Origin of the sequence: Acidovorax sp. LjRoot118 (assembly GCF_964253575.1) — a bacterium.
Lineage (GTDB): Bacteria > Pseudomonadota > Gammaproteobacteria > Burkholderiales > Burkholderiaceae_C > Acidovorax.
On record NZ_CAXURB020000001.1, the window covers coordinates 6,888,906 to 6,912,500 of the forward strand.

The following is a 23,595-nucleotide window of genomic DNA, read 5'->3' on the forward strand; positions in this document are numbered from 1 at the left end:
TCGCCGCCTTTTCACCTTTGAACGGCGCGTGCCGGGAGCGCTGGAATTGGCTGGTTTCCTGGTGTGAATAAGGACGTTATTGGAGCCCAATCGGCGCCATAATTTCCGTTGACCAGTTCAGGAGGTTCTCATGGCTACCATTTCTTCACCCGGCCTTGCCACCAATGGCCTGGATGTCAAGAGCATCATTTCTCAGTTGGTTGCCCTTGAGCAGAAGCCCCTGGACACGCTCAAGGTCCAGGCCGCCACAGTCAGCACCAAGATTTCAGCGTTTGGCCAGATCAAATCGCTGGTGTCCACCCTGTCCGATGCCGCGAGCAAACTCAGCAGCCTGACCAGCTGGAACGCGGTTTCCACCACGTCTTCCGACAGCAAGTACGTGAGCGCCACCGCCATCGGCGGAACCCTTCCGACCAGCTTCAGCGTGGAAGTGCAGGGGCTTGCCAAGGCGCAGGCCACGGCATCGGCTGCCCTGCTGCCTGTCGGTGGTGCCCTGGGCGCCGGCACCTTGCGCCTGGAGCTGGGCCAGTGGAGTGTGTCGCCGTCCTCTTTCACCCCAGGGGCGGGTACCCCGGTAGACATCAGCATTTCGGCGAGCGACACCGTGAACGACGTCGCCAGCAAGATCAACGGTTCCAATGCGGGCGTCACGGCCTCGGTGCTCAAGGATGCCTCCGGTGAGCGCCTGATGCTGCGCAGCAAGAGCACGGGCCTGGAATCGGGCTTTCGCCTGAGCGTGATGGAAGGCGGGGACACGGACATCGCCAGTGCCGGCAACACCGACGCCACCGGCCTGTCCCGCCTGGTGGCGGGCAGCACCGTGACACAGGTCGCGTCCGATGCCAAGGCGACCATCAACGGCATTCCCGTGACCTCGGCCACCAACACCTTCGCTGAAACGGTTTCGGGCGTCACCTTCAAGGCGGAGCAGGTCACCACGGCGCCGATCGAGATCGGCGTGGCCAAGGACAACAGCGTCATCCAGAAGAACGTGGATGATTTCGTGAAGGCCTACAACGAGGTGAATTCGATCCTCAACGAGGCAACCAAGTACGACCCCGCCAACAAATCGGCGGGCTTGTTGCAGGGGGACTCGACCGCCATCGCTCTGCAGAACTCCCTTCGCTCAGCCATCCAGTCGATGACGGGCGGCAAGGCCGGCTTCCAGCGCCTGGCAGATGTGGGCATCACGTTGCAGCGTTCGGGCGATCTGGCAGTGGACGCCACCAAGTTCAGCAAGGCCATGAACGAGAACATCGACGACGTGAAGAACCTGTTCCGCAATCCCGATGCCGGCGCGGCCAAGGGGGTTGCCGTGCGCGTCAAGGAATTGGCGGCGAACCTGCTGTCCACCGACGGTTTCTTCAAGTCCAAGGACGACACCCTGCAGCTGTCGCTCAAGCGCAATTCCAAGGACCAGGTGACCGCCCAGGCGAAAATCGACTCCTTCGAAAAGCGCACCACGGCACGCTACAACGCATTGGATACGCAAATGAGCTCCCTGAATGCCCTCAATGCCTACATCGCGCAGCAGGTGACCACCTGGAACAAGTCGACCTGACGGAAAGCCTTCAGTTTTATGGGCGCCAGCCGATAAATAAAGCATCACACCGTAAGGACCACCCCATGTTCAGCGCCCACAATCCCCGTGCAGCCAACGCCTACCAGCGCATCAATGTGGAAACCAGCATGCACACGATTGACCAGCACCAATTGGTCAGTCTGCTGTATGAAGGTGCGCTGGGTGCCATAGCAACCGCACGAGGCGCCATGGCGCGCGGTGACATCGTTGGCAAATGCAATGCCATCTCCAAGGCGGTGCGCATCATCGAGGAAGGGCTGAGCACAGCCCTTGACAAGGTCGATGGGGGTGAATTGGCGGAGAATCTGGGTGCGCTGTACGACTACTGTATCCGCCGCCTGATCCTGGCCAATGCCCGCAATGACGACGCCATGATGCAGGAAGTCATGCGCCTGATCGAGCCGGTCGCGCTCGGTTGGAACGAGATCAAGAAAAACAACAACGGTGCAGCCACTCCAGCTGACGCCACCGCTTCGGGCCAGCCTGTGCTGGTGGAGGCATGAACCATGTCCCACATGCTGATTGATTACTACAAAGCCATTGAAGACAGCAGCGCCAAGATGCTGGAGGCCGCCAAGCTCAAGGATTGGGATGGTGTGGTGCGTTATGAGGGTGCCTGCGCCGTGCTGATCGAGCAACTGCGCTTCAAGTCCCAGGAGCATGAACTCCTGCCCGAGCACCGCCGCGAAAAGACGCGCATCATGCAGCGCATCCTGCGCAACGATGCCCAGATCCGCTGCCTGGCCGAGCCCTGGCTGGCGCAGTTCGAGCACCTGTTCGAAGGCCAGCCGCAGATGATGCATTGAACGGGGTATAGGCAAGGAGGGCGCTGCCGGCGACCTCCTTTCGTCTGTCCTGCTTCCCTCCGGGAAGAAAAAAGCCACCGCACGTCGCAAGACGGCCGGTGGCTTTTTGCTGCCTGCTGGCGTTGCAGGTGGCGCTCGAAGGGGAATGCTGCGCAAGGACCCGTGGTGCTGTCAATGCGGTGAATGATGTTTCGATGGTTGGATTGAATCGAAATTTGAATCCACTGCCAGTGAAACTGGCGCGACCGCAGGCCAGCGCCCCCGCGCAAGGGCCGCCCCGCCGCGCTGGGGGCGTCCCCCTTCAGGGGGAAGGCGCGAAGCGCCTCAGGGGGTCTTCACACTTGCATGTTCATGATGTCGGTATAGGCCTGTACCATGCGGTTGCGCACGTGCAGCGTGGCCTGAAAGCCGATCTGGGCCTTCTGGATCGCCACCATGGTCTCTTCCAGGCTGACCGAGGGGTTCTCCAGCTGGACTTCCTTTTGCAGGTCGGCCGACTTGTTCTGTGCGGCACTCACCGACTGCAGCGCGCCCTTGAGTGCGCCCGAAAAGCCCACATCGTTGCCTTCGGCCTGCGGCATGGCGGCGCGGCGCGCCATGCCGGCACCCGCCATGGGGGTGGTAGAGCTGGTGATGCGGAGGTCCATGGCAGTGTCCATTGGGGGATGGGGGATGTGGTGATAGTAGCCAGGCGTCCGTGGGTCATCATGGGGAATAGATGCCCAAAGGCGCGCCTTATCGGCAGAACATGGCGGGTACTTGAGCGAAATAATCGAACCCACGCCAAGGTCCCTTGCCGGGCCCCATCTATTGGAAAGCACGATGTCTGCAGTTGCTGAAATCCCACTCGCTCCGCTTGCACCTCCCGCAGCCCGTCCCAACTGGCTGCAGCGGTTGTCCAGCCTCGACCGGGCCCAGCGCATGCGCCTGGGTGTGGGCGTGGCGCTGCTGGTCGCCGTCGCGATCGCTGCCATCGTGCTGGGCCGCCAGCCCGACTACCGTGTTCTGTTTTCCAACCTGAACGACAAGGATGGCGGTGCCATCGTGGCGCAGTTGACCACGATGAACGTTCCCTACAAGTACGCCGAAGGCGGCGGTGCGATCCTGATTCCCTCCGACAAGGTGCATGATGTGCGCCTGCGCCTGGCCACCCAGGGCCTGCCACGCGGCTCCGTGACGGGCTTTGAGCTGATGGAAACCAACCGCTTCGGCATGACCCAGTTCCAGGAACGCCTGAACTTCCAGCGCGGCCTGGAGGGCGAGCTGACCCGCTCTATCCAGGCCCTGTCTTCCGTGCAGAGCGCTCGTGTGCACCTGGCGCTGCCCAACCAGAACGGTTTTTTCCGCGAACAGCAAAAACCCTCGGCCTCGGTGCTGATCAGCCTGCACCCCGGGCGCATCCTGGACCGGGCCCAGCTCGCCGGCATCGTCCACCTGGTGGCCTCCAGCGTTCCCGAGCTGGCGCCCTCGGCCGTGAGCGTGCTGGACGATACGGGCAAGCTGCTCTCGCAGTCGCCTGACGGCAACGCGGCGGCCAATGCGGTCGATGCACAGCAACTGCTCTATGTGCAGCAGATCGAGCAGCAGCTCACACGCCGCATCCAGGACATCCTGGAGCCGGTGGTCGGCCGCAACAACGTCAAGGCCCAGGTCTCGGCCGAGCTGGACTTCAGCCGCACCGAGTCCACGTCCGAGCAGTTCCGCCCCAACCAGACCCCCGATGCCAAGGCCGTGCGCAGCCAGCAGATGCTGGAGACCTCTGGCATGGCCCAGAAGACCGCGACCGGTGTGCCCGGTGCCGTTGCCAATCAACCGCCCGCACCTTCGGCTGCACCCATCAACGGCGCCAATCCAGCACCCCAGGCCGGCACCCAGCAGGGCACCGAGGAGTCGTCCACCAAGCGCGAGTCCACCACCAACTACGAAGTGGACAAGACCGTGCGGGTCACGCGCGGCAACAACTGGGCCATCAAGCGCCTGAATGCTGCCGTGGTGGTGAACTACCAATCGACCGAAGAAAAGGGCAAGACCGTTACCAAGGCGCTCACCCCCGAGCAGCTGGAACAGATGAAGGCGCTGGTGCGTGAAACCATCGGCTTCAACGGTGAGCGCGGTGACTCGGTGAACCTCATGAACACGCCGTTCCAGGTAGAGGCCGCAGTGTCGACCGATGTGCCGCTGTGGAAGCAGCCCGAGGTCCTCGATGTGGCCAAGAGCTTTGCCTGGCCGGTGGGGGCCCTGCTGTTCGGCGCCATGGTGCTCCTGGGCTTGGTGCGTCCCGCGCTCAAGGGAGGCAGCAGTGCACCCCGGGCCATTCCGGTGGCCGGTGGACAGCTCGATGCGCTGGAAGCCGACCAGCCCGACCGCCCTGCGCTGCCGCCCCCTTCCAGGAAGGAAGAGAATGTGGTGGCCACGCCAGAGCAATTGCGTCTGGAAGAGGCACGCGTGCTGGCCAAGGCCAACCCCGTGGCCGTCGCCAATATTCTCAAATCCTGGGTGAACGGCGAAAATGCCTGACCCCGTCGCCGCTCAACTTGCTTGGATAGCCCATGGATGAACAAGGTCTCAACGACGCCGCCATCATGCTGATGTCCCTCGGCGAGGAGGAGGCGGCCGAGGTGTTCAAGCACCTCTCGCCCAAAGAGGTTCAGAAACTGGGCGAGACCATCGCGCGCATGAAATCGGTGTCGCGCGACAAGGTGGACAGTGTCATCAACCGCTTTGCCGACGCCGCGGCGGCCCAGAGCCTGCTGGTGTCCGACACCGGCAACTATGTGCGCGCCGTGCTCAAGCGGGCCCTGGGTGACGACAAGGCCTCGCTGCTGATCGACCGTATCCTGCAGGGCGGTGACGTCTCCGGCATCGAAAGCCTCAAGTGGATGGATCCGCTGTCGGTGGCTGAGTTGCTGCGCAACGAGCATCCCCAGATCGTTGCTGCCATCCTGGTGCACCTGGACAGCGAGCAGGCCTCGGGCATCCTGATGCACCTGACCGACCGCCAGCGCAGTGAAATCCTGTTGCGCGTTGCCACGCTGGAAGGCATCCAGCCCACGGCGCTCAAGGACCTCAACGAAGTGCTGTTCAAGGTGCTGGCCGGTGGCGACAAGATCCGCAAGAGCTCTCTGGGCGGCGTCAAGGCGGCAGCCGAGATCATCAACCTGCTGGGCTCCAACATGGACAGCGTGGTGATCGAGTCCATCCGCGGCTACGACCCCGATCTGGCGCAGAAGATCATGGACAAGATGTTCGTCTTTGAAGACGTGCTAAAGCTTGATGACAAGGCCATCCAGACCGTGCTCAAGGAAGTGGCCTCCGAGACGCTCATCGTTGCACTCAAGGGTGCCGTGCCCGAGCTGCGCGAAAAATTCCTGTCGAACATGTCCTCGCGTGCGTCCGAAGCGCTGCGCGAAGACCTCGAGTCGCGCGGCCCCATGCGGCTGTCCGAAGTGGAAGCGCAGCAGAAGGAAATTCTCAAGACGGTCCGGCGCCTGTCCGATGAAGGGCAAATAGTGCTGGCAGGCGGTGGTGACGATGCCTTCGTCTAGCCAACGCTCGTACTCGCGCTTCATCCCCAGCGAAGAGGTGGGGCTGGTCACGCAGTGGAAGTTCGGCGCCGTGGACGGCTCCGAACCGGTGGAGCCCGAACCCGAGGCGCTGCCCGAGCCCGAGCCCCTGCCCGATCCGGCCGAGGTGGAGGCCGCCCAGCTGGCACTGGTGCAGCAGGCCTGCGATGCGGCTTTTTCCCAAGGGCTGGCACAGGGCCAGGCCGACACGGCCCTCGAGTGGCAGCAGCGCATGGACGACTATGTGTCGGGCCAGGCGCTGGAAATGTCCCAGAGCATTGCCGGCGTGGTGCAGTCTTTGCAGGAGTCCCTCGCCGCCATGCAGCAGCGCATGGCCCAGGACGTGCTGGCGCTGGCCTGCGACATCGCCCGCGAAGTCGTGCGCCGGGAGCTCTCGGTCAGTCCCGATGTGCTGGAGCCGGTGGTGCGCGAGGCCGTGGGCATGCTGGTGGCTGAGGGGCGCCCCGCGATGGTGCGCCTGAACCCTGCGGACATGGGGGCGGTGGAGCAACCCTTGCGCGATGAGATGGGCGCAGGCATCCAGTGGGTGGCCGATGCGGCCGTGCCTGCAGGGGGTTGCCTGGTCGAGTCCGGCGGCACCGTGGTCGATGGCAGCGTGGCCAAGCGCTGGGAGCGTGCCATCGCCTCGCTGGGGCTGGAGTCGCCCTGGCAGGAGAGCGGCGATGAGCGTTGATGCACCTGCCTCCAGCGCCTGGACGCAGTTCATGGACGATGCGCGCGAGCGCGTGCGCCAGCGTGCGCCGCTGGAGACGCGCGGCACCCTCACCCGGCTGACCGGCCTGGTGCTGGAAGCCGTGGGCATCCGTGTGCCGGTGGGGTCGCAGTGCATGGTGCAGATGCCGGGGCATGCGCCGGTGCTGGCCGAGGTGGTGGGCTTTTCGGCCGACCGCGCCTTTTTGATGCCCGCAGGCGACATCCACGGCCTGTCCAGTGGCGCCAGCGTGGTGCCCGCAGCGCCCTATGTGGCCAGCCCGCGGTTGGGTGAGCCTTCCCGACCATCCCCGAAGGCCGGCGTGCTCCGCCTGCCCATGGGGGACGGCCTGCTCGGGCGGGTGGTGGATCCGCAGGGCCAGCCCCTGGACCATGGCGGTCCGGTGCAGGACGTGGTCTCCGAGCCCATGGACCGCCGCCAGATCAACGCCATGGACCGCGACCCCGTGCGTCTGCCGTTGGACACCGGCGTGCGCGCCATCAATGCCCTGCTGACCGTGGGGCGTGGGCAGCGCCTGGGCCTGTTTGCCGGCTCGGGCGTGGGCAAGAGCGTGCTGCTGGGCATGATGGCCCGCTACACCCGGGCCGACGTGATCGTGGTGGGCCTTATCGGCGAGCGCGGCCGCGAGGTCAAGGAATTCGTGGAAGACATCCTGGGCGACGACGGCCGGGCGCGTTCGGTCGTGGTGGCCGCGCCGGCCGATGCCCCCCCGCTGCTGCGCATGCAGGGGGCGGCCTATGCCACCGCCGTGGCCGAGCATTTCCGTGACAAGGGCAAGCATGTGCTGCTGCTGATGGACTCGCTGACCCGCTACGCCATGGCGCAGCGCGAGATCGCGCTGGCCATCGGCGAGCCACCGGCCACCAAGGGCTACCCGCCCTCGTGCTTTGCCAAGCTGCCCGCCCTGGTCGAGCGCAGCGGCAACGGCCTGCATGGCGTGGGCTCCATCACCGCGTTCTACACCGTGCTGTCGGAGGGCGACGACCAGCAGGACCCGATCGCCGACGCTGCGCGCGCCATCCTGGACGGGCATATCGTGCTGTCGCGCTCGCTGGCCGAGTCGGGGCACTTCCCGGCCATCGACATCGAGCAATCGGCTTCGCGCGTGATGCACAACGTGGTCTCGCGCGGACATTTCGACGTGGCGCGGCGCTTTCGCGCAGTGTATTCGCGCTACCAGAAGAGCCGCGACCTGGTGCAGGTGGGGGCCTACATGAGCGGATCCGACCCCGCGCTGGACGAAGCCATCCACCTGCAGCCGCAGATGGCGGCCTTTCTGCAGCAGGACATGTTCGAGGCGTCCACCATGGACCAGAGCGTGAACGCCATGGCGGCCGTGCTCGACCAGTAAGGACAGGAAGGCCCCACCATGTCCGTCCTCAGTGCCCTCATCGTCGCCGTGGAGATTGCCGCGCGCAAGCGCGACGAGGCGCGCCGCGTGCTGCAGGAGGCCCTGGCCGTGCAGCAGGCGGCCCAGGCGCAGCTGCACCAGCTGCAGGACTATGCCCGCGAGACCGAGCAGCGCTGGGGCATGCAGGCGGACACGCGCGTGCAACCCGAGGTGATGTACCACCACTACCAGTTCATGGACCGACTGGGGCATGCCGCAGGCCTGCAGACCAGCGTGGTGGGCGACCAGGAGGCGCGGGTCGAGAACGCACGGCGCGGCCTGATGGAGGCGGAGCAGCGCCTGGCCAGCCTGCGCAAGGTGGTCGAGCAGCGGCGGCGCGAGCTGGAGCAGGCCCAGGCCCGCATGGAACAGAAACAAACCGATGAACGTGCGGCGATGCAATACAGCCGCAGGGTTCAGGATCGATAGGGCAGGAGAATTGACCATGGAACAGGCACGCATATCCACCCCCCAGGGGACGCAGTCTCCCCAGCAGGCCGCGCGCACGCGCGCGCACGCCCAGCAAAAGGGCATCACGGACGATGGCGCCGGGGCTGCCGCGCAGCCCGACAGTTTTCTGGCACTGCTGGCCGCCCAGGACCCGGAGTTTGCCGAGGGGGGGGATCCGCTGGCCGCCGTCCCGGGTGCTGCGGATGCTTCCAGCACCCTGGCCGCTGTCGATCCGTCCACCCTGGTCGGTTGGCAGGCGCTGGTCGCAGGCGACAGTGCTGCCCAGCAACTCAGAGGTGTGGCGGGGCAGGGCGGTAATACGCCGGGTGCGGAGGGCATGGGCGCCGTCGGCCTGTTGGGGCAGACTGGAGTGGCGCGTGGAGCCATGGCCAATATGCTGTCAGATCCTGCTGGCGGTGCTCCGGCCCTTGCCGGACAGCTTCTGGCGGGCCAGGGCCTGCCGGCCGCCGATGGTCTGGTGTCGCAAACCGTGGCACTGGATGGCGGTTTGCCGGATGCATCGCAGCCGGCTACGGCCACGCTGGGCTTCGGGCGCCAGTTCTCGCGCATGCACAGTGCAGCCCTGCAGCGCGGCGCCAGTGATTCCGGCCTGGGCGGCGCCGGTAGCGTGGGCGCCGTGTCGGCGCGCGCTGCGGGCGGCGATGCCCAGCAGGTGGCTGCCTCCACGGGCGATCTGTCGACCATGTCCACCGCAGTGGCCGCCACCGTGCGCGAGCTCGGCCCGGGCCTGCACCGTGTTTCGGGCGAGAGCGGCGCCACCGGGGTGGACGCCGCCTTGCTGGCCAACCTGGATCCAACGGCTGCAGTGGCTGCTCCCGGTGCGCGGGGCGCCGATGCGGGCGGCGGCAGCGAATCGTCCCGTCACGGAGGCTCGGGTGCCCTGGGCGAAGGCGGGGCCGAGCCCTCCTTCTCGGTGGATGGTGCGTCGGGCACCTCGGGCTTTGAAGAACTGGCACAGACCGGGGCCGAAGAATTGCTGGCCGAGCAGGTCACCTACTGGGCCAACCAGAAAACCCAGAGTGCGGAGGTCACCCTGAACCGCGACGGCCAGCCCCTGGCCGTGACGGTGGCCCTGTCCGGCAACGAGGCCCATGTCACCTTCCGCAGCGACCAGGAGCACACCCGCGAGATGCTCGACCAGAGCATGGCGCAGCTCAGCGAGCTGCTGCGCAGCGAGGGCCTGGTCCTGTCGGGCATGACCGTGGGCACCTCGGCAGGCCAGGGCGCCATGGCGGGCGATGCCGAGCAGCAGCGCAACCGTTCTGGCGATGGGCAGCAGGGCCAGGTGCTGGTCACGGGCCCCACGGATGTCAGCCAGCGGCTGGCGGGGAGCGGCACGCGCAACAACAGTGCCGTGGACGTCTTCGTGTAACGCGGCTGGCAGTGCTGCCGCAGCATGCCGCACTACGGTGGCACAGCGATTGCCAGCGTTAACACGCTGTTAAGGGGTGTATTCTGGCTATTATTGGACCGGCAGCTGCGCCACAATGGGAAGCGTCTGCCGGCCCGATGCCGTTCCCGGCGAGATGCCACCATCGAATCCCACCTAAGGAACCTGTCACGTGTCTGCCAATGCTGCTGCCGCTCCGGCCAAGGAGAAGCCCAAAAGCAAGAAGATGCTGATCATCGTGGTCGCTCTGGTGCTCGTGCTGGGCATCGCGGGCGCTGCGGCCTTTTTCTTCCTGGGCAAGAAAAAGCACGCCGACGACGAGGAGGGGGGCGCGGCCGCTGCGGCGCCGGCCCACGAGACGGCCAAAACACCGCCGACCTTCCTGCCCTTGGAGAACATGGTGGTCAATCTCGCCGATCCGGGCGGCGACCGGTTTGCGCAGATCGGCATCACAGTCGAGGTGGCCGACGCCAAGACGGCCGAGCAGATCAAGCTCTACCTGCCCTCCATCCGCAGCAGTGTGCTGCTGCTGGTATCCCAGCGCACCTCCGGCGAGCTGCTGGTGCGCGAAGGCAAGGAAAAACTGGCCAAAGACATTTTGCGCGAAGTCTCCCGTCCACTGGGTTTCACCGTGGCGCGCGAGCGGCCCAAACCCGCGTCGGTGCCCGTCGGCGAGGACGATGAGGAGCAGCCGCCGCCGCGCAAGGCACCGAAGAATCCGGTGCAAGGCATTCTTTTCTCCAGCTTCATCATCCAGTGACGCGAGGACAATCCTGCCATGAGTGATTCATTCCTATCGCAGGAAGAGGTTGATGCCCTTCTGGAAGGCGTCACTGGCGAGAGCCAGAAGTCCGTCGAGGAAGTGGCCGAGTCGGGGTCCGTACGCAACTACGACATCTCCAGCCAGGAGCGCATCGTTCGTGGCCGCATGCCGACGATGGAAATCGTCAACGAGCGGTTTGCGCGCAACTTCCGCATCGGCCTGTTCAACTTCATCCGCCGCAGCCCCGAGATTTCGGTCGGCACCGTATCGGTGCAGCGCTACAGCGCCTTCCTGCGCGAACTCGCAGTCCCTACCAACTTCAACATCGTGGCCATCCGTCCGCTGCGTGGCAGTGGCCTGATCGTGTGCGAGCCGTCCCTGGTGTTCGGCATCATCGACACGCTGTACGGTGGGGTGGGCAAGTTCCAGACCCGCATCGAGGGGCGTGACTTCTCGCCCACCGAGCAGCGCGTGATCAACCGGCTGGTCGATGTGATCTGCGCCGAATACAAGAAGGCCTGGCAGGGCATCTACCCGCTGGAGCTCGACTACCAGCGCTCGGAAATGCAGCCGCAGTTCGCCAACATCGCAACGCCCAGCGAGATCGTGGTGTCCACCGCGTTCCAGCTGGAAATCGGCGACCTGTCGGGCGCCATCCACATCTGCATGCCCTACGCCACGCTGGAGCCCATCCGCGACGTGCTGTACTCCTCGACGCAGGGCGACTCCATCGAGGTGGACCGGCGCTGGGTGCGCGTGCTCACGCGCGAGATCCAGGCGGCCGAGGTGGTCCTGGTGGCCGAGCTGGCCAAGGCCGATGCCACGGTGGAGCAGCTGCTGGCCATGAAGCCCGGCGATTTCATCGAGCTCGACCGGGAGCCGCGCATCCGCGCGTCTATCGGCGGTGTTCCCATCTTCGAGTGCCAGTATGGGACCCACAATTCGAAATATGCCATCCGCATCGAAGAGTGCCTGCGCAACTCGGACATGAGCTGGCTGGGAGAAAAAGATGTCAACTGAAGACGACAACAAGGACGGCGCCGCCGAGGATCCGTTTGCGGGCTGGGCCGAAGCACTCGAAGAGCAAAAAAGCTCGGACGACAAGCCCGGTGATGCCGAGCAGGGCGGCCCCCTGTCCGGCGATTCGGTGCGGCCGTCTGCGTCGGTCAATGGCGATGGCACGGTCAACGACATCAACATGGTGCTGGACATCCCCGTCCAGCTGTCCGTGGAGCTGGGCCGCACTCGGGTGCCGATCAAGTACATCCTGCAACTGGCGCAGGGCTCGGTCGTCGAACTCGATGCGCTGGCCGGCGAACCCATGGACGTGCTCGTCAACGGCTACCTGATCGCCCAGGGCGAGGTGGTGGTGGTGAACGACAAGTTCGGTATCCGCCTGACCGACGTGGTGACGCCTTCGGAGCGGTTGCGGCGCGTGAGCCGTGGGTGATGGGGGCACTGCCATGGGGATGACCCAGACGCTGATCGTCGTCGTCCTGTTCGTGGGAGCCATGGCCTGCCTGCCCTGGCTCATCAAGCGCCTGCAGCAGCGCCATGCCGCAGGTGGCCTGCCGGCCGGGGCCGCATCGCGCGTGCTGTCGGCAGTGGCCGTGGGCCCGCAGCAGCGGGTGGTCACCGTGGAGGTGGGCCCCGAGGGAGCACGCACCTGGCTGGTGCTCGGTGTCACGGCGCAGCAGGTCAGTTGCCTGCACGTGCTGGCGGCTCCATCCGCCATCCCTGCGGCACCGGCTGCATTGCCGGTGGTGGTGGCGGACAACTCCGCCTTTGCCCGCGAAATGGCGGCGGCCGAGGCGCGCAAGGAACCGCATGTCTGATTCGGCACGACCTGCATCATCGCTGCCCCGCGCCGCGTGGGTGGCGGCCCTGGCCGCGCTGGGCCTCCTGGTCTGGCAGGTGCCTGCATTGGCGCAGACGGGGGCCACTCCCGCAGCGCCGGGAACACTGCCCGTGCTGGTGGGCGCTGGCAGTGGCGGCACGAGCTATTCCGTGCCGATCCAGACGCTGCTGTTCTTCACGGCGCTGTCGTTCCTGCCCGCCATCCTGCTGCTGATGACGGGGTTCACGCGCATCGTCATCGTCCTGTCGCTGTTGCGCCAGGCCATCGGTACGCAGTCGGCACCACCCAACCAGGTGATCATCGGCCTGTCGCTGTTCCTGACCTTCTTCGTCATGGGACCGACCTTCGACCGGGTGCACAAGGATGCCTACGTGCCCTACACCACCAATGCCATCACCTTCGAACAGGCCGTGGAGCGGGCCGAGGTGCCGATGCGCGAGTTCATGCTCAAGCAGACCCGGCAGTCGGACTTTGCGCTGTTCGCACGCCTGGCCCGACTGGCGCCCGAGGTGACCGCAGAGACCGCACCGTTTCGCGTGCTGGTGCCGGCATTCGTGACCAGCGAGCTCAAGTCGGCGTTCCAGATCGGCTTCATGATCTTCATCCCCTTCCTGGTGATCGACATGGTGGTCTCCAGCATCCTCATGTCCCTGGGCATGATGATGCTGTCACCGGTGCTGGTGGCGCTGCCGTTCAAGCTCATGCTGTTCGTGTTGGCCGATGGCTGGAACCTGCTGATCGGCTCGCTCGCCGCCAGTTTCGTCACGTAGAGGACCGACCCCATGACTTCACAGATGGTACTGACCATGGGGCGCGACGCCCTCACGCTGCTGCTGATGATCGCCATGCCCGTGCTGGGGGTGGTGATGGCGGTGGGCCTGGTGGTGAGCATCTTCCAGGCGGTCACGCAGATCCACGAAGCCACCCTGGCCTTCGTGCCCAAGCTGATTGCTGCGATGGTGGTGTTCGCGATCGCGGGGCCCTGGATGATCAGCACCCTGGTTGACTACATCCGCCGGACCATCGAGTCGATTCCCTCGGTCGTCGGCTAGCGCACGGCCCCGTGTTCCCGTGATCACGTTCACCGAGGCCCAACTGGTGGCCTGGATCTCGCCCATCCTGTGGCCGTTCATCCGGGTGCTGGCCATGTTTTCCGTGGCGCCGGTGTTCTCCATGCGCACCATTCCCATGCGGGTGAAGATCGGCCTGGCCTTCTTCGTGGCCCTGTGCGCGCAGGGCGTGCTGGTGAACCAGCCGGTGATCGACATCAATGGCCGAGAGGCGCTGGGCGCCGTGGTCCAGCAGGTGGCCGTGGGCCTGGCCATCGGCTTTTCGGTGCGGCTGGTGTTTGCCTCGGTGGAGCTGGCCGGTGAAATGATCGGCTTGCAGATGGGCCTGAACTTCGCCTCCTTCTTCGACCCCGCCAGCAACGGCCAGGTGAGCGCCGTGGCGCGCTTCTTCGGGCACATGGCCACGCTGCTGTTCATTGTCATCAACGGCCACCTGATGGTCATCATGGCCGTGGTCAAGAGCTTCGACCGCTTTCCCGTGGACGGCAACTTTCTGCAGGCCATCGGGCAGATGCGGTTGTACGAGCTGGGCTCCTCCCTGTTTTCCAGCGCGTTGTGGATCGCCCTGCCCATGATCGCGCTGCTGCTGTTCGTCAACCTGGCCATGGGCATCATCTCGCGCGTGGCGCCGCAGATGAACATCTACGCGGTCGGCTTTCCGGTCACGCTCACCGTGGGCTTGCTGGGCATCACGGCCACCCTGCCCATGCTGGAGCAGCCCATCCTCACGCTGATGCAGCAATCCATCGACCTGTTCTCCAGCCAGCGGTAGCGGCCGCTGCTAAGAGGCTCCGCCGGTAACGCAGGCAAGGCACAAGCCAGTGCCACCGTGGAACTGGCTTTGCCAGGCCAGGGGTGGCGTTCCCCTTCAGGGGGATGGCGCGAAGCGACTCAGGGGGTCATACCAACTCATTGCGGATGGCGTAGACGGTGAGCTCGGCATTGTTGGAGAGCTTGAGCTTTTCGAGCACGCGTGAGCGGTACACGCTCACCGTCTTGGGGCTGAGCATCAGCTCTTCGGCAATGTCGGCCAGCCGGCGGCCCGAGGCGATCTTGATCAAGGTCTGCAGTTCGCGCTCGGACAGCGTGGCATGCGGGCTTTCCAGCACCGGCTGGGCCAGGCTCTCGGCCAGCATCTGGGCCACCTCGGCCGTCAGGTACTTGCGGCCCTGCATCACCACCCGCACCGCGTTGATCAATTCCGCCGGGTCGGAGGCCTTGTTGGCATAGCCCTGGGCGCCAGCCTTCAGGCAGCGCAGCGCGTACTGGTCCTCGGGGTACATCGATACCACCACCACCTTGATGGTCGAATGCGTTTCGCGCAGGGTGGCCAGCACCTCCAGGCCGCCGCGCCCGGGCATGTTCAGGTCGAGCAGCAGCACGTCGCAGGGGGCGCTGCGCAGCACCTCGCGCAATTCGGCGTAGCCGCCGGCCTCCCCGGTCACCTTGATGTCGGTGGCCTCGGTGAGGGTATCGCGGATGCCGCGCCTGAGCACGGCATGGTCATCGCACAAAACGACGTTGATCACCAGACATCTCCTGTGATGGGGGGCTGGTCCGAGGTGGCCAGCGGTATCGACAGTGTGAGGCAAGTCCCTTTGCCCGGCTGCGTGCTGACATCGAGCCAGCCGCCCACGGTGCGCGCCCGCTCGTGCAGGCCCTTGATCCCAAAGGCCTTGGGCTTGTCGGCCAGCCGGGCCACGTCAAAGCCGCAGCCGTCGTCGGCGATCTCCACGGTCAGCACCCCTTCATGGTCGGACAGGTCGATATGCACCTTGCCGGCCTGGGCGTATTTGGCGATGTTGGTCAGCGCCTCCTGCGCCGTGCGGTAGGCCACCAGCTGGATATCGCTGGGCACATCGATCGCCTCGCCACTGGCCACCACCTGCGTGCGCACCGCGCTGCGGCGCTCAAAGCCCGCCGCCAGCCACTGGATGGCGGCCACCAGCCCCTGCTCCAGGATGGGTGGCCGCAGGTTCATCATGATGCGCTGGCTGGCGCCGATGGCGTGTTGCAACATGTCCGACGCGCTGGCAAGGTGGTCCTGTGTCCCCGGGTCCTGCGCATGCCGGCCGATCCAGGCGAGGTCTACCCGCACGGCGGTCAGCGAACCGCCGATATCGTCATGGATCTCGCGCGCGATGGAGGCGCGCTCCTGTTCGATGGAGGTCTGCAGGTGCTCGGTGAGCTCCGCCAGGCGCTGCTGGGAGGCCGCCAGCTCGGTCACGGCAAGTTCGCGGTCCTGGCGGGCCTGGTGCACCTCGATGGCCCGCGTGACCACGTGCGGCAGGCGGGAAATATCGTCCTTGAGCAGGTAATCCGAGAAGCCCAGGCGCATGGCGTCCACCGCCGCCGCCTCGCCAATCGCCCCTGACAGCAACACAAATGGCACAGGTGTTGCTAATTTAGCCACATGCTCCCATGCATCGAGCGCAGTGAATCCTTGCAGTCTGTAGTCTGCAAGGATCAAATCAAAGGGTTGGTTGCTGGTGAGATCACAGAAATCCTGCAGGGTGTCTACCTGCTGGACGTTGCAATGCAGCTTGGCACGCTGCAAAGTGAGCTTGGCCAGAACATGGTCTGCCAGAGAATCCTCCAGGTGCAGGAGGCGTAAGGGCTGGCCTGCTACTGTCATGACCATATGAGCGCTATCATAGGATACAAATTGGAACAAACAAGGGTGTTTGTCCCGGTGGAGTGGGTGAGAAGGCTATCGTCCAATAGAACGCAATGTCGGGGTTTTTGCAAGGGTTGGCGGGGTCTGCCAGCGCGGGCCGCCAGTTGGGGGCTTGAGGACCCTGGTCTGCTTGTTGCTATGGAGAAACAATGCAATCTACGCTATCAACGTCAACTGGGCCGGCAGTTCAGGTTCCGGTCATGGTGGCAGCAGAACTGCAGGATTCGCTGCTGGTCGTCATGCACGACCTGCACCGCCTGGAAGGCTTGTTGAACCATGCCACGGACAATCTGCTGGAGCGCTTTGGCGAGGCCAATGCCGTGCTGAACGATGCCTTCGTCGCGGATTCGCCCGAGTTGGCGGCCGCCCGTACGGCCTTGCGCAGTGCCGTCACCGAGCTGCAGTTCCAGGACATGGCTTCGCAGCTCATCTGGCATACCACCAAGGTCCTGCAGGGCTGCGCGTTCCGGCTGGCGTCCGAGGCCATGGGGCACGATGAGGGCGAGGAGGCGGCGCCGTTTGCCGAAATGGCGCCGGATCGGCCCAATCCCGTCACGCAAAGCGAGATGGATGCCGGGTCTATTGATCTATTCTGAAGTCGGCATCGCTGGTTCACCTATATATTCAAGTCAGTTGGAGTCCTAAATGCAATCGATACTTGCCGTAGATGATTCACCATCCATGCGAAAAATGGTGTCTTTCACCCTCACAGGTGCCGGATACCACGTGGTGGAGGCGGTGGATGGGCAAGATGCCCTGGAAAAGGCCGAGAGCCACGACATCCACCTGGTGCTGGCCGACCAGAACATGCCCCGGCTCGATGGCATAGGCCTCACGCGCAAGCTGCGCGAGCACCCCAAATTCAAGACCATCCCCATCCTGATCCTGACCACGGAATCGAGTGACCAGATGAAGCAGGCGGGGCGGTCGGCCGGTGCCACCGGTTGGCTGGTCAAGCCGTTCGATCCCAACCGCTTGATCGAAGTCATCCAGAAGGTGATCCGTTGAAACGGATGCACGGGCGCCACCACGTATAAAGGAGCCGACTATGGCTGAAAGCTATCAAGAGGGATCAGGGGCCGGCGGTGCTGACTTTGACCTGAGCCAGTTCTACCAGATCTTTTTTGAAGAGGCTGGCGAGAACCTGGACCAGATGGAGCAGATGCTGCTGGACCTGGACCTGAGCGCTGCCAACGACGAAGAGCTCAATGGCATCTTCCGCTGCGCGCATTCGATCAAGGGTGGGGCCGCCACGTTCGGCTTCTCCGATGTGGCCGAGCTGACGCACCAGATGGAGTCCCTGCTCGACCGGCTGCGCCGCCACGAGCTGCAGCCCATTCCACCCATGGTCGATGTGCTGCTGGAATCCGCCGATGCCTCGCGCAGCCTGCTGGCACGCCACCAGGCAGGCGGGCAGGGCGAGGCCGTGTCCACCACCTCCCTGGTCAAGCGCATCAGCGAACTGGCGGCAGGCGTGGTCCCGGACGGCGCTCCTGCCGCGGCCCCAGCGCCCGCCCCGGCACCGGTGGCCGCCGCTCCTGCGCCTGCCATCAAGGCGCACGTGCCCGGGCAATTGCGCAAGCTGCAGATCCACATCGGGCCGCTGGAAAAGACCGAGCAGGCCGACACCATCAAGGAACTGTTCCGCGACATTCCGGGCCTGGGCTCCATCAGCGATCTGCCCAGCGTGCAGGCGGGCGTGCGCGTGTTCGCGGTGGAAACCACCTCGTCCACCGATGACCTGCTGGACCTGTTCGCCTTCCATGTGTCCAAAGAGCAGGTGCGCTTCAGCGACGGGGACGAAGAACCCGCTGCAGCCGCCGAAGTCGATCCCGACCACGCGGTGCACGAGATCGAGCCCCCTTCGGGTGGCGCCGACGTGTCCTACGGCTTTTTCTCGGACGCGCCTGGCGCCCCGAGCACAGTGCCAGCCAACGGTGCGGCCGCCAAGCCCTTGGCGTCCAAGGTCGTGGCCGCTGCCGAGCCCAAGGCTGCAGCCCAGGCGCAGATGGAATCCACGACCATCCGCGTGGCCGTGAACAAGGTCGACCAGCTCATCAACCTGGTGGGCGAGCTGGTGATCACCCAGGCCATGCTGGCGCAGAACAGCCGCGGGCTGGACGCCGGCGCCTACCAGCAACTGCTGGCCGGCCTAGCCGACCTGGACCGCAACACCCGAGACCTGCAGGAATCGGTGATGTCGATCCGGATGATCCCCATGTCCATCGTCTTCAGCCGCTTCCCGCGCATGCTGCGCGACCTGGCCAACAAGCTGGGCAAGAAGGTCGAGCTGGTCACCCTGGGCGAAGCCACCGAACTGGACAAGGGCCTGGTCGAGAAGATCACCGACCCGCTCACCCACCTGGTGCGCAACAGCTGCGACCACGGTATCGAGATGCCGGCAGAGCGCCTGGCCAAGGGCAAGCCCGAGCTGGGCACCATCACCCTGTCGGCGTCGCACCAGGGGGGCTCCATCGTCATCGAGGTGCGCGACGACGGCCGCGGCCTGTCGCGCGAGAAGATCCTGCGCAAGGCGCAGGAGCGGGGCCTGGATGTGTCCGACCAGATGAGCGATGCCGACGTGTGGCAACTGATCTTCGCGCCTGGTTTCTCCACCGCCGATGAGGTCACCGACGTGTCGGGCCGTGGCGTGGGCATGGACGTGGTCAAGCGCAACATTGCCGCCCTGAACGGCTCGGTCGAGGTGGACTCCGCCGAAGGCTATGGCATGAAGGTGTCGGTGCGCCTGCCGCTCACGCTGGCCATCATGGACGGCATGTCGGTGGGCGTGGGCGAAGAGGTCTACATCCTGCCGCTGTCCTCGGTGGTGGAGTCCTTCCAGGTCAACTCCGACGACGTCAGCACCGTGGCCCAGGGCTCGCAATTGGTCAAGGTGCGCGACGAGTACATGCCGGTGATTGCACTGGAAAAGATCTTCCAGGTGCCGCGCTTCGACCTGAACAAGTCGAGCAACATCATGGTGGTGGTGGAGGCCGACGGCAGCCGTGTGGCGCTGCTGGTCGACGAGCTCCTGGGCCAGCACCAGGTGGTGGTGAAGAACCTGGAGACCAACTACCGCAAGGTGCCCAATGTCTCGGGCGCCACCATCCTCGGTGACGGCACGGTGGCACTGATTCTGGACACGGGTGGCCTGGTGCGCCGGGCCCGCCACTGATTCGGGTGCGATGTGTTCATGGAATGCACCAGCACTGCTAACAAGGAGAACGCACCATGAGTGTGATGGGTAAAACTGCCGACAACGCGCCGACCGGTGCGCGCGAGTATCTGACGTTCCGATTGGACCAGGAAGAGTACGGCATCGACATCCTGAAGGTCCAGGAAATCAGGGGCTACGAGCCGCCGACGCGCATTGCCAACGCCCCCGAATTCATCAAGGGCGTGGTAAACCTGCGCGGCACCATCGTCCCCATCGTGGACATGCGCCTGAAGTTCAACTGCGCGCAGGCGGACTACAACAGCTTCACGGTGGTCATCATCCTGAACCTGCGCAACCGCGTGGTCGGCATCGTGGTGGACTCGGTCAGCGACGTGATGGAGCTCACGCCCGAGAGCATCCGCGTGGCGCCCGACATCGAGAGCGCCATCGACAACAGCTGCATTCTGGGGCTGGGGTCGGTGGGTGAGCGCATGCTGATCCTGCTCGACATCGAAAAGCTGATGTCGAGTGTGGACATGGGATTGGTGACGACGGCGGAGTAACGAACGCCATAGTCGGTCAGGTGGGTGGCCGCAAGCCAAACTGCAGGCAAGGGTCTGCAGGCCTTTTGGAGCGAAATGGACTTCCGAGCGGATGATCAAAATGATGCCCCAGACCACCAGTATTTCCTCGGCCGGCGCGCGTGCTGCCGCCGCAGCCGCTGCCAGTGCCCCGGCACCGTCGGGCCCGCTGGCGCAGGGGCGTGAGTTCGTATGGACCAACGCCGACTTTGCCCGGGTGCAGGCGCTGATCTACCAGCGCGCCGGCATCAGCCTGCACGACGGCAAGCATGCCATGGTCTACAGCCGGCTCTCGCGCCGGCTGCGCGATACGGGGCACAACAGCTTCCATGAATACCTGGGCTGGCTGGAAACGCACGATGGCCCCGAGTGGCAGGAGTTCGTGAACGCGCTCACCACCAACCTCACGGCGTTCTTTCGCGAGCAGCACCACTTCGAGATCTTCGCAACGCTGCTGCGCAGCAAGCCGGCCAACACCGCCTGGAAGGTGTGGTGCAACGCGGCCTCCACCGGCGAAGAACCGTACTCCATCGTCATGACGGCCTTCGAGTCGCTGGGGGCCAACGCCTCCTTCAAGCTCACGGCCAGTGACATCGACTCGAAGGTGCTGGCCACCGCCGGCCAGGGGGTGTATCGGCTCGACAACCTCAAGGGCCTGGGCCCGGAGCGGCTGCAAAAGTTCTTTCTCAAGGGCAAGGGCGGCAATGATGGCATGGTGCGGGTCAAGCCCGAATTGCGCCGTGCCATCGACTTCATGAGCGTGAACCTCATCCGCGACGATTGGCCCTTCAAGGAGCCTTTTGACGTGGTGTTCTGCCGCAACGTGATGATTTATTTTGATGCGCCCACGCAGCGCAAGGTGCTGGAGCGCATTCACCGCGTGCTCAAACCCGGTGGCATGCTGTTTGTGGGCCATGCTGAAAATTTCAGCGAGTCCCGTGATCTCTTCACCCTGCGCGGCAAGACGGTCTATGAACGCCGCTGACCCGCCCCTCTGTTCGCCCGTAGGAACATGTTCCAAGCAGCTCCCATGACCCACAACCAATCCGGCCCTGCGCCAAACACGTTCATGCCTGGTGCTGCCCCTGCGACGCCGGGAGCGTCGGAGCGCCGGCGCGCTCCGCGCATCGCACCGCTGAGTGCAGACATCTACTCGTCCAGCTCGGCGCCGCGCGAATCCTCGCTCAATGAGCTCAAGGCCCGGGCCAGAAAGCCGGGCGAGGCATCCTTCTTCTATCTGGACCACCACTTCCAGCACAACGCTGTGAAGGTGCTGCCCGGCGAGTATTTCGTGGCCGACGAAAGCATGGTCATCATGACGGTGCTGGGCTCGTGCATCGCCGCCTGCCTGTGGGACAGCCGTGCGCACATCGGGGGCATGAACCATTTCATGCTGCCCGACGGCGACCTGGCAGATGCCTCGGGGCGCTATGGTTCGTACGCGATGGAGTTGCTCATCAACGAGATGCTCAAGCTCGGTGCCCGGCGCGAAACCATGCAGGCCAAGATCTTTGGCGGTGCGCAGGTGATGCACAATTTCACCACCATGAATGTGGGCGAACGCAACACCACCTTCGTGCTGAACTACCTGCACACGGAGCGCATCCCCATCGTCTCGGAAGACGTGCTGGACATCTATCCCCGCAAGGTGGTGTTCTTCCCGGTGACGGGCAAGGCCATGGTCAAGCGCCTGGCGCACGCCCATCCCGAGACCCTGGTGGAGCAGGAAAGGCGCGGGAATGCTGCGACCGTGGCAAAGACCACCTCGGGTGGCTCCGTGGATCTGTTTTGATTGAAGACGAAGAAAGCCTGAGAGAACAATGAGCAGGAAAATCCGGGTGATCGTGGTGGACGATTCGGCGCTGGTGCGCAGTCTGCTGTCGGAGATCATCAACCGGCAACGGGACATGGAGTGCATTGGCACGGCCAACGACCCCTTGGTGGCGCGCGAGATGATCCGGGAAATGAACCCGGACGTGATCACCCTGGACGTCGAAATGCCGCGCATGGATGGCATCGACTTCCTGGGCCGGCTGATGCGCCTGCGGCCCATGCCGGTGGTGATGATCTCCACGCTGACCGAGCGCGGGGCCGAGGTGACCATGAAGGCGCTGGAGCTCGGTGCCATCGATTTCGTGGCCAAGCCCCGGGTGGGCCTGGCCAGCGGCCTCAACGACCTGGCGACCCAGATCGTGGACAAGATCCGCGTGGCGGCCGTGGCCCAGGTGCGCCGGGCCGCGCCCCGCGAAGCATCGGCTGCGCATTCCGCATCCGGCGCGGGCACGGCGGCCCCAACGGCACCCACCACCTTGCTGGGACGGCTGTCCACCGAGAAGCTGATCTGCATCGGCGCCTCGACCGGGGGCACGGAAGCCATCAAGGAGGTGCTGGTGCACATGCCGGCCGATTCGCCAGGCATCGTGATCACCCAGCACATGCCTCCGGGCTTCACCACCAGCTTTGCGGCACGGCTCAACGGCCTGTGCCAGATCACGGTCAAGGAGGCTTCCAATGGCGAGCGCATCCTGCCAGGCCATGCCTACATCGCTCCCGGGGGCACGCAATTCCATGTGGCGCGCAGCGGTGCGAACTATGTGGCCGTGGTCGACGATGGCCCGCCGGTGAATCGGCACAAGCCCTCGGTGGAGGTGCTGTTCAAGTCGGCCGCCGCCGTGGTCGGACGCAATGCCTTCGGCATCATGCTCACCGGCATGGGCAACGATGGTGCGGCTGCCATGCGCGAGATGAAGGACGCAGGCAGCTACAACTACGTGCAGGACGAAGCCACCTGCATCGTCTTCGGCATGCCGCGCGAGGCCATCGCCCACGGCGCGGCCGATGAAGTGCTGCCGCTCGGCCAGATTGCCCCGGCCCTGGTGGCGCGCTTGCGTGGAGCGACCGACCGGCTCCATCACCGCATCTGACCTGGGCGCGGCCTTCGCGCCGATCAGTGGGGGCGCGCCCCCACCGATTCCTTCTGGTCGGTCAGGCCGACAGCGCCGTCCAGCGCTCCAGCGCTGCCATCAGTTCCTCGTCGATCTCGCTGGCGCGTGCCGTGAGCTTGGCCGCCTTGGCACCGTCGGTGGCGTAAACGCTGCCATCGGCCAGCACGGCCTGTACCTCGGCCTGCTCCTTTTCCAGGGCGCCGATGCGATCGGGCAGGGCATCCAGCTCGCGCTGTTCCTTGTACGACAGTTTCTTGCGCGAGGTCTGCTCGGTCTTGGAGGGGGCCGCTGCAGGGGCTGCGTCTTTGGCAGCCGACGGCTTGGTGCCTGCCGCCGGGGCAGCGGCCGCGGCGGCCGCACGGCTGCGGCGCGATTGCAGCAGCCAATCCTGCACGCCACCCTCGTACTCGCGCCACAGGCCATTGCCTTCAGACGCAATGGTGCTGGTCACCACGTTGTCGAGGAAGGTGCGGTCATGGCTCACCAGGAACACCGTGCCATCGTAGTTTTCGAGCAATTCTTCCAGCAGGTCCAGCGTGTCGATGTCCAGGTCGTTGGTAGGCTCGTCGAGCACCAGCACATTGGCCGGGCGTGCGAACAGGCGCGCCA

General features: G+C 65.0%; 27 protein-coding genes (1 of these 27 cut by a window edge). 23 read left to right on the plus strand and 4 right to left on the minus strand.

Annotation, left to right across the window (positions count from 1 at the left end):
* Positions 1-130 precede the first annotated feature (130 nt).
* The 3 genes from fliD (at position 131) to ACSQ9E_RS32380 (ending at position 2,388) form a co-directional block, all read left to right on the plus strand.
* Complete coding sequence (gene fliD, locus ACSQ9E_RS32370) at positions 131-1,561, plus strand: flagellar filament capping protein FliD (protein ID WP_057204104.1); 1,431 nt, start codon at positions 131-133, stop codon at positions 1,559-1,561.
* 65 nt (positions 1,562-1,626) lie between these two features.
* Positions 1,627-2,085, plus strand: a complete 459-nt coding sequence (gene fliS, locus ACSQ9E_RS32375) for a flagellar export chaperone FliS (RefSeq protein WP_057204105.1) — start codon at positions 1,627-1,629, stop codon at positions 2,083-2,085.
* Positions 2,086-2,088: 3 nt separating this feature from the next.
* A complete protein-coding gene (locus ACSQ9E_RS32380; RefSeq protein ID WP_007860919.1) occupies positions 2,089-2,388 on the plus strand; it encodes a flagellar protein FliT in 300 nt (99 codons plus the stop codon).
* Positions 2,389-2,723: 335 nt separating this feature from the next.
* On the opposite strand, the gene fliE is transcribed toward ACSQ9E_RS32380, so the two are convergent.
* Positions 2,724-3,035: a flagellar hook-basal body complex protein FliE gene (gene fliE / locus ACSQ9E_RS32385; protein ID WP_057204148.1), complete on the minus strand. Its 312-nt coding sequence runs from the start codon at positions 3,033-3,035 to the stop codon at positions 2,724-2,726.
* A gap of 175 nt (positions 3,036-3,210) precedes the next feature.
* Between fliE and fliF the strand changes: the two genes are divergently transcribed.
* The 13 genes from fliF (at position 3,211) to fliR (ending at position 14,398) form a co-directional block, all read left to right on the plus strand.
* The gene (fliF, locus tag ACSQ9E_RS32390; protein WP_057204106.1) at positions 3,211-4,905 is read left to right on the plus strand and encodes a flagellar basal-body MS-ring/collar protein FliF; all 1,695 of its coding nucleotides are present in this window, start codon (positions 3,211-3,213) and stop codon (positions 4,903-4,905) included.
* Positions 4,906-4,937: 32 nt separating this feature from the next.
* Positions 4,938-5,933 (plus strand): flagellar motor switch protein FliG, encoded by a 996-nt coding sequence (fliG, locus tag ACSQ9E_RS32395; protein ID WP_057204107.1) that lies wholly within the window; start codon positions 4,938-4,940, stop codon positions 5,931-5,933.
* Entirely contained in the window at positions 5,920-6,645 is a 726-nt protein-coding gene (locus ACSQ9E_RS32400; RefSeq protein WP_057204108.1) for a flagellar assembly protein FliH, read from the plus strand. The genes fliG and ACSQ9E_RS32400 overlap by 14 nt, the downstream gene beginning before the upstream one ends.
* On the plus strand, positions 6,635-8,035 hold the full coding sequence (fliI, locus tag ACSQ9E_RS32405; protein WP_436220141.1) for a flagellar protein export ATPase FliI: 1,401 nt from the start codon (positions 6,635-6,637) through the stop codon (positions 8,033-8,035). The genes ACSQ9E_RS32400 and fliI overlap by 11 nt, the downstream gene beginning before the upstream one ends.
* Before the next feature lie 18 nt (positions 8,036-8,053).
* Positions 8,054-8,503 carry a flagellar export protein FliJ gene (fliJ, locus tag ACSQ9E_RS32410; protein WP_057204110.1) on the plus strand — a complete coding sequence of 150 codons (450 nt, stop codon included), beginning with the start codon at positions 8,054-8,056 and terminating at the stop codon, positions 8,501-8,503.
* 16 nt (positions 8,504-8,519) lie between these two features.
* Positions 8,520-9,917 carry a flagellar hook-length control protein FliK gene (fliK, locus tag ACSQ9E_RS32415; protein ID WP_436220142.1) on the plus strand — a complete coding sequence of 466 codons (1,398 nt, stop codon included), beginning with the start codon at positions 8,520-8,522 and terminating at the stop codon, positions 9,915-9,917.
* Positions 9,918-10,107: 190 nt separating this feature from the next.
* A complete protein-coding gene (locus ACSQ9E_RS32420; protein ID WP_436220143.1) occupies positions 10,108-10,695 on the plus strand; it encodes a flagellar basal body-associated FliL family protein in 588 nt (195 codons plus the stop codon).
* Positions 10,696-10,713: 18 nt separating this feature from the next.
* Complete coding sequence (fliM, locus tag ACSQ9E_RS32425) at positions 10,714-11,718, plus strand: flagellar motor switch protein FliM (RefSeq protein ID WP_007853747.1); 1,005 nt, start codon at positions 10,714-10,716, stop codon at positions 11,716-11,718.
* The gene (fliN, locus tag ACSQ9E_RS32430) at positions 11,708-12,148 is read left to right on the plus strand and encodes a flagellar motor switch protein FliN (RefSeq protein WP_057204111.1); all 441 of its coding nucleotides are present in this window, start codon (positions 11,708-11,710) and stop codon (positions 12,146-12,148) included. The genes fliM and fliN overlap by 11 nt, the downstream gene beginning before the upstream one ends.
* A 19-nt stretch (positions 12,149-12,167) precedes the next feature.
* Positions 12,168-12,533, plus strand: a complete 366-nt coding sequence (locus tag ACSQ9E_RS32435) for a FliO/MopB family protein (RefSeq protein WP_436220287.1) — start codon at positions 12,168-12,170, stop codon at positions 12,531-12,533.
* Positions 12,526-13,326 carry a flagellar type III secretion system pore protein FliP gene (fliP, locus tag ACSQ9E_RS32440; RefSeq protein ID WP_057204113.1) on the plus strand — a complete coding sequence of 267 codons (801 nt, stop codon included), beginning with the start codon at positions 12,526-12,528 and terminating at the stop codon, positions 13,324-13,326. The genes ACSQ9E_RS32435 and fliP overlap by 8 nt, the downstream gene beginning before the upstream one ends.
* Before the next feature lie 12 nt (positions 13,327-13,338).
* A complete protein-coding gene (gene fliQ, locus ACSQ9E_RS32445; RefSeq protein ID WP_007853732.1) occupies positions 13,339-13,608 on the plus strand; it encodes a flagellar biosynthesis protein FliQ in 270 nt (89 codons plus the stop codon).
* 19 nt (positions 13,609-13,627) lie between these two features.
* Positions 13,628-14,398: a flagellar biosynthetic protein FliR gene (fliR, locus tag ACSQ9E_RS32450; protein WP_057204114.1), complete on the plus strand. Its 771-nt coding sequence runs from the start codon at positions 13,628-13,630 to the stop codon at positions 14,396-14,398.
* 127 nt (positions 14,399-14,525) lie between these two features.
* Here fliR and ACSQ9E_RS32455 read toward each other — a convergent pair whose 3' ends face one another.
* Both ACSQ9E_RS32455 and ACSQ9E_RS32460 read right to left on the minus strand, forming a co-directional pair.
* Positions 14,526-15,155, minus strand: coding sequence for a response regulator (locus ACSQ9E_RS32455; RefSeq protein ID WP_436220144.1), 630 nt, complete (start codon positions 15,153-15,155; stop codon positions 14,526-14,528).
* A complete protein-coding gene (locus tag ACSQ9E_RS32460; protein WP_428003374.1) occupies positions 15,152-16,267 on the minus strand; it encodes an ATP-binding protein in 1,116 nt (371 codons plus the stop codon). Before ACSQ9E_RS32460 ends, ACSQ9E_RS32455 begins: the two co-directional genes overlap by 4 nt.
* 185 nt (positions 16,268-16,452) lie before the next feature.
* Between ACSQ9E_RS32460 and ACSQ9E_RS32465 the strand changes: the two genes are divergently transcribed.
* The 7 genes from ACSQ9E_RS32465 to ACSQ9E_RS32495 all read left to right on the plus strand — a co-directional run bounded on the left by ACSQ9E_RS32465 (position 16,453) and on the right by ACSQ9E_RS32495 (position 22,965).
* The gene (locus ACSQ9E_RS32465) at positions 16,453-16,899 is read left to right on the plus strand and encodes a hypothetical protein (protein WP_057204117.1); all 447 of its coding nucleotides are present in this window, start codon (positions 16,453-16,455) and stop codon (positions 16,897-16,899) included.
* A gap of 49 nt (positions 16,900-16,948) precedes the next feature.
* On the plus strand, positions 16,949-17,311 hold the full coding sequence (locus ACSQ9E_RS32470; RefSeq protein ID WP_007853722.1) for a response regulator: 363 nt from the start codon (positions 16,949-16,951) through the stop codon (positions 17,309-17,311).
* 40 nt (positions 17,312-17,351) lie between these two features.
* Positions 17,352-19,478, plus strand: coding sequence for a chemotaxis protein CheW (locus ACSQ9E_RS32475; RefSeq protein ID WP_057204118.1), 2,127 nt, complete (start codon positions 17,352-17,354; stop codon positions 19,476-19,478).
* Positions 19,479-19,534: 56 nt separating this feature from the next.
* Positions 19,535-20,023, plus strand: coding sequence for a chemotaxis protein CheW (locus ACSQ9E_RS32480; protein ID WP_057204119.1), 489 nt, complete (start codon positions 19,535-19,537; stop codon positions 20,021-20,023).
* A gap of 103 nt (positions 20,024-20,126) precedes the next feature.
* Positions 20,127-21,026, plus strand: a complete 900-nt coding sequence (locus tag ACSQ9E_RS32485) for a CheR family methyltransferase (protein WP_057204151.1) — start codon at positions 20,127-20,129, stop codon at positions 21,024-21,026.
* An 84-nt stretch (positions 21,027-21,110) separates the two neighbouring features.
* On the plus strand, positions 21,111-21,833 hold the full coding sequence (gene cheD, locus ACSQ9E_RS32490; protein ID WP_082604320.1) for a chemoreceptor glutamine deamidase CheD: 723 nt from the start codon (positions 21,111-21,113) through the stop codon (positions 21,831-21,833).
* Between the two features lie 28 nt (positions 21,834-21,861).
* Complete coding sequence (locus tag ACSQ9E_RS32495; protein WP_436179881.1) at positions 21,862-22,965, plus strand: protein-glutamate methylesterase/protein-glutamine glutaminase; 1,104 nt, start codon at positions 21,862-21,864, stop codon at positions 22,963-22,965.
* A gap of 61 nt (positions 22,966-23,026) precedes the next feature.
* Here ACSQ9E_RS32495 and ACSQ9E_RS32500 read toward each other — a convergent pair whose 3' ends face one another.
* On the minus strand, positions 23,027-23,595 hold the final stretch of the coding sequence (locus tag ACSQ9E_RS32500) for an ATP-binding cassette domain-containing protein (RefSeq protein ID WP_436220145.1). It continues 1,330 nt past the right edge of the window; only the last 569 of its 1,899 coding nucleotides appear in the window; its start codon lies beyond the right edge, outside the window; its stop codon occupies positions 23,027-23,029.

Excerpts from the sequence above, each read along its gene's own strand:
- fliD (WP_057204104.1), top strand. The coding sequence starts at position 131 with ATGGCTACCATTTCTTCACCCGGCCTTGCCACCAATGGCCTGGATGTC.
- fliS (WP_057204105.1), top strand. The coding sequence starts at position 1,627 with ATGTTCAGCGCCCACAATCCCCGTGCAGCCAACGCCTACCAGCGCATC.
- ACSQ9E_RS32380 (WP_007860919.1), top strand. The coding sequence starts at position 2,089 with ATGTCCCACATGCTGATTGATTACTACAAAGCCATTGAAGACAGCAGC.
- fliE (WP_057204148.1), bottom strand. The coding sequence starts at position 3,035 with ATGGACCTCCGCATCACCAGCTCTACCACCCCCATGGCGGGTGCCGGC.
- fliF (WP_057204106.1), top strand. The coding sequence starts at position 3,211 with ATGTCTGCAGTTGCTGAAATCCCACTCGCTCCGCTTGCACCTCCCGCA.
- fliG (WP_057204107.1), top strand. The coding sequence starts at position 4,938 with ATGGATGAACAAGGTCTCAACGACGCCGCCATCATGCTGATGTCCCTC.
- ACSQ9E_RS32400 (WP_057204108.1), top strand. The coding sequence starts at position 5,920 with ATGCCTTCGTCTAGCCAACGCTCGTACTCGCGCTTCATCCCCAGCGAA.
- fliI (WP_436220141.1), top strand. The coding sequence starts at position 6,635 with ATGAGCGTTGATGCACCTGCCTCCAGCGCCTGGACGCAGTTCATGGAC.
- fliJ (WP_057204110.1), top strand. The coding sequence starts at position 8,054 with ATGTCCGTCCTCAGTGCCCTCATCGTCGCCGTGGAGATTGCCGCGCGC.
- fliK (WP_436220142.1), top strand. The coding sequence starts at position 8,520 with ATGGAACAGGCACGCATATCCACCCCCCAGGGGACGCAGTCTCCCCAG.
- fliM (WP_007853747.1), top strand. The coding sequence starts at position 10,714 with ATGAGTGATTCATTCCTATCGCAGGAAGAGGTTGATGCCCTTCTGGAA.
- fliN (WP_057204111.1), top strand. The coding sequence starts at position 11,708 with ATGTCAACTGAAGACGACAACAAGGACGGCGCCGCCGAGGATCCGTTT.
- ACSQ9E_RS32435 (WP_436220287.1), top strand. The coding sequence starts at position 12,168 with ATGACCCAGACGCTGATCGTCGTCGTCCTGTTCGTGGGAGCCATGGCC.
- fliP (WP_057204113.1), top strand. The coding sequence starts at position 12,526 with ATGTCTGATTCGGCACGACCTGCATCATCGCTGCCCCGCGCCGCGTGG.
- fliQ (WP_007853732.1), top strand. The coding sequence starts at position 13,339 with ATGACTTCACAGATGGTACTGACCATGGGGCGCGACGCCCTCACGCTG.
- ACSQ9E_RS32460 (WP_428003374.1), bottom strand. The coding sequence starts at position 16,267 with ATGGTCATGACAGTAGCAGGCCAGCCCTTACGCCTCCTGCACCTGGAG.
- ACSQ9E_RS32465 (WP_057204117.1), top strand. The coding sequence starts at position 16,453 with ATGCAATCTACGCTATCAACGTCAACTGGGCCGGCAGTTCAGGTTCCG.
- ACSQ9E_RS32470 (WP_007853722.1), top strand. The coding sequence starts at position 16,949 with ATGCAATCGATACTTGCCGTAGATGATTCACCATCCATGCGAAAAATG.
- ACSQ9E_RS32475 (WP_057204118.1), top strand. The coding sequence starts at position 17,352 with ATGGCTGAAAGCTATCAAGAGGGATCAGGGGCCGGCGGTGCTGACTTT.
- ACSQ9E_RS32480 (WP_057204119.1), top strand. The coding sequence starts at position 19,535 with ATGAGTGTGATGGGTAAAACTGCCGACAACGCGCCGACCGGTGCGCGC.
- ACSQ9E_RS32485 (WP_057204151.1), top strand. The coding sequence starts at position 20,127 with ATGCCCCAGACCACCAGTATTTCCTCGGCCGGCGCGCGTGCTGCCGCC.
- cheD (WP_082604320.1), top strand. The coding sequence starts at position 21,111 with ATGCCTGGTGCTGCCCCTGCGACGCCGGGAGCGTCGGAGCGCCGGCGC.
- ACSQ9E_RS32495 (WP_436179881.1), top strand. The coding sequence starts at position 21,862 with ATGAGCAGGAAAATCCGGGTGATCGTGGTGGACGATTCGGCGCTGGTG.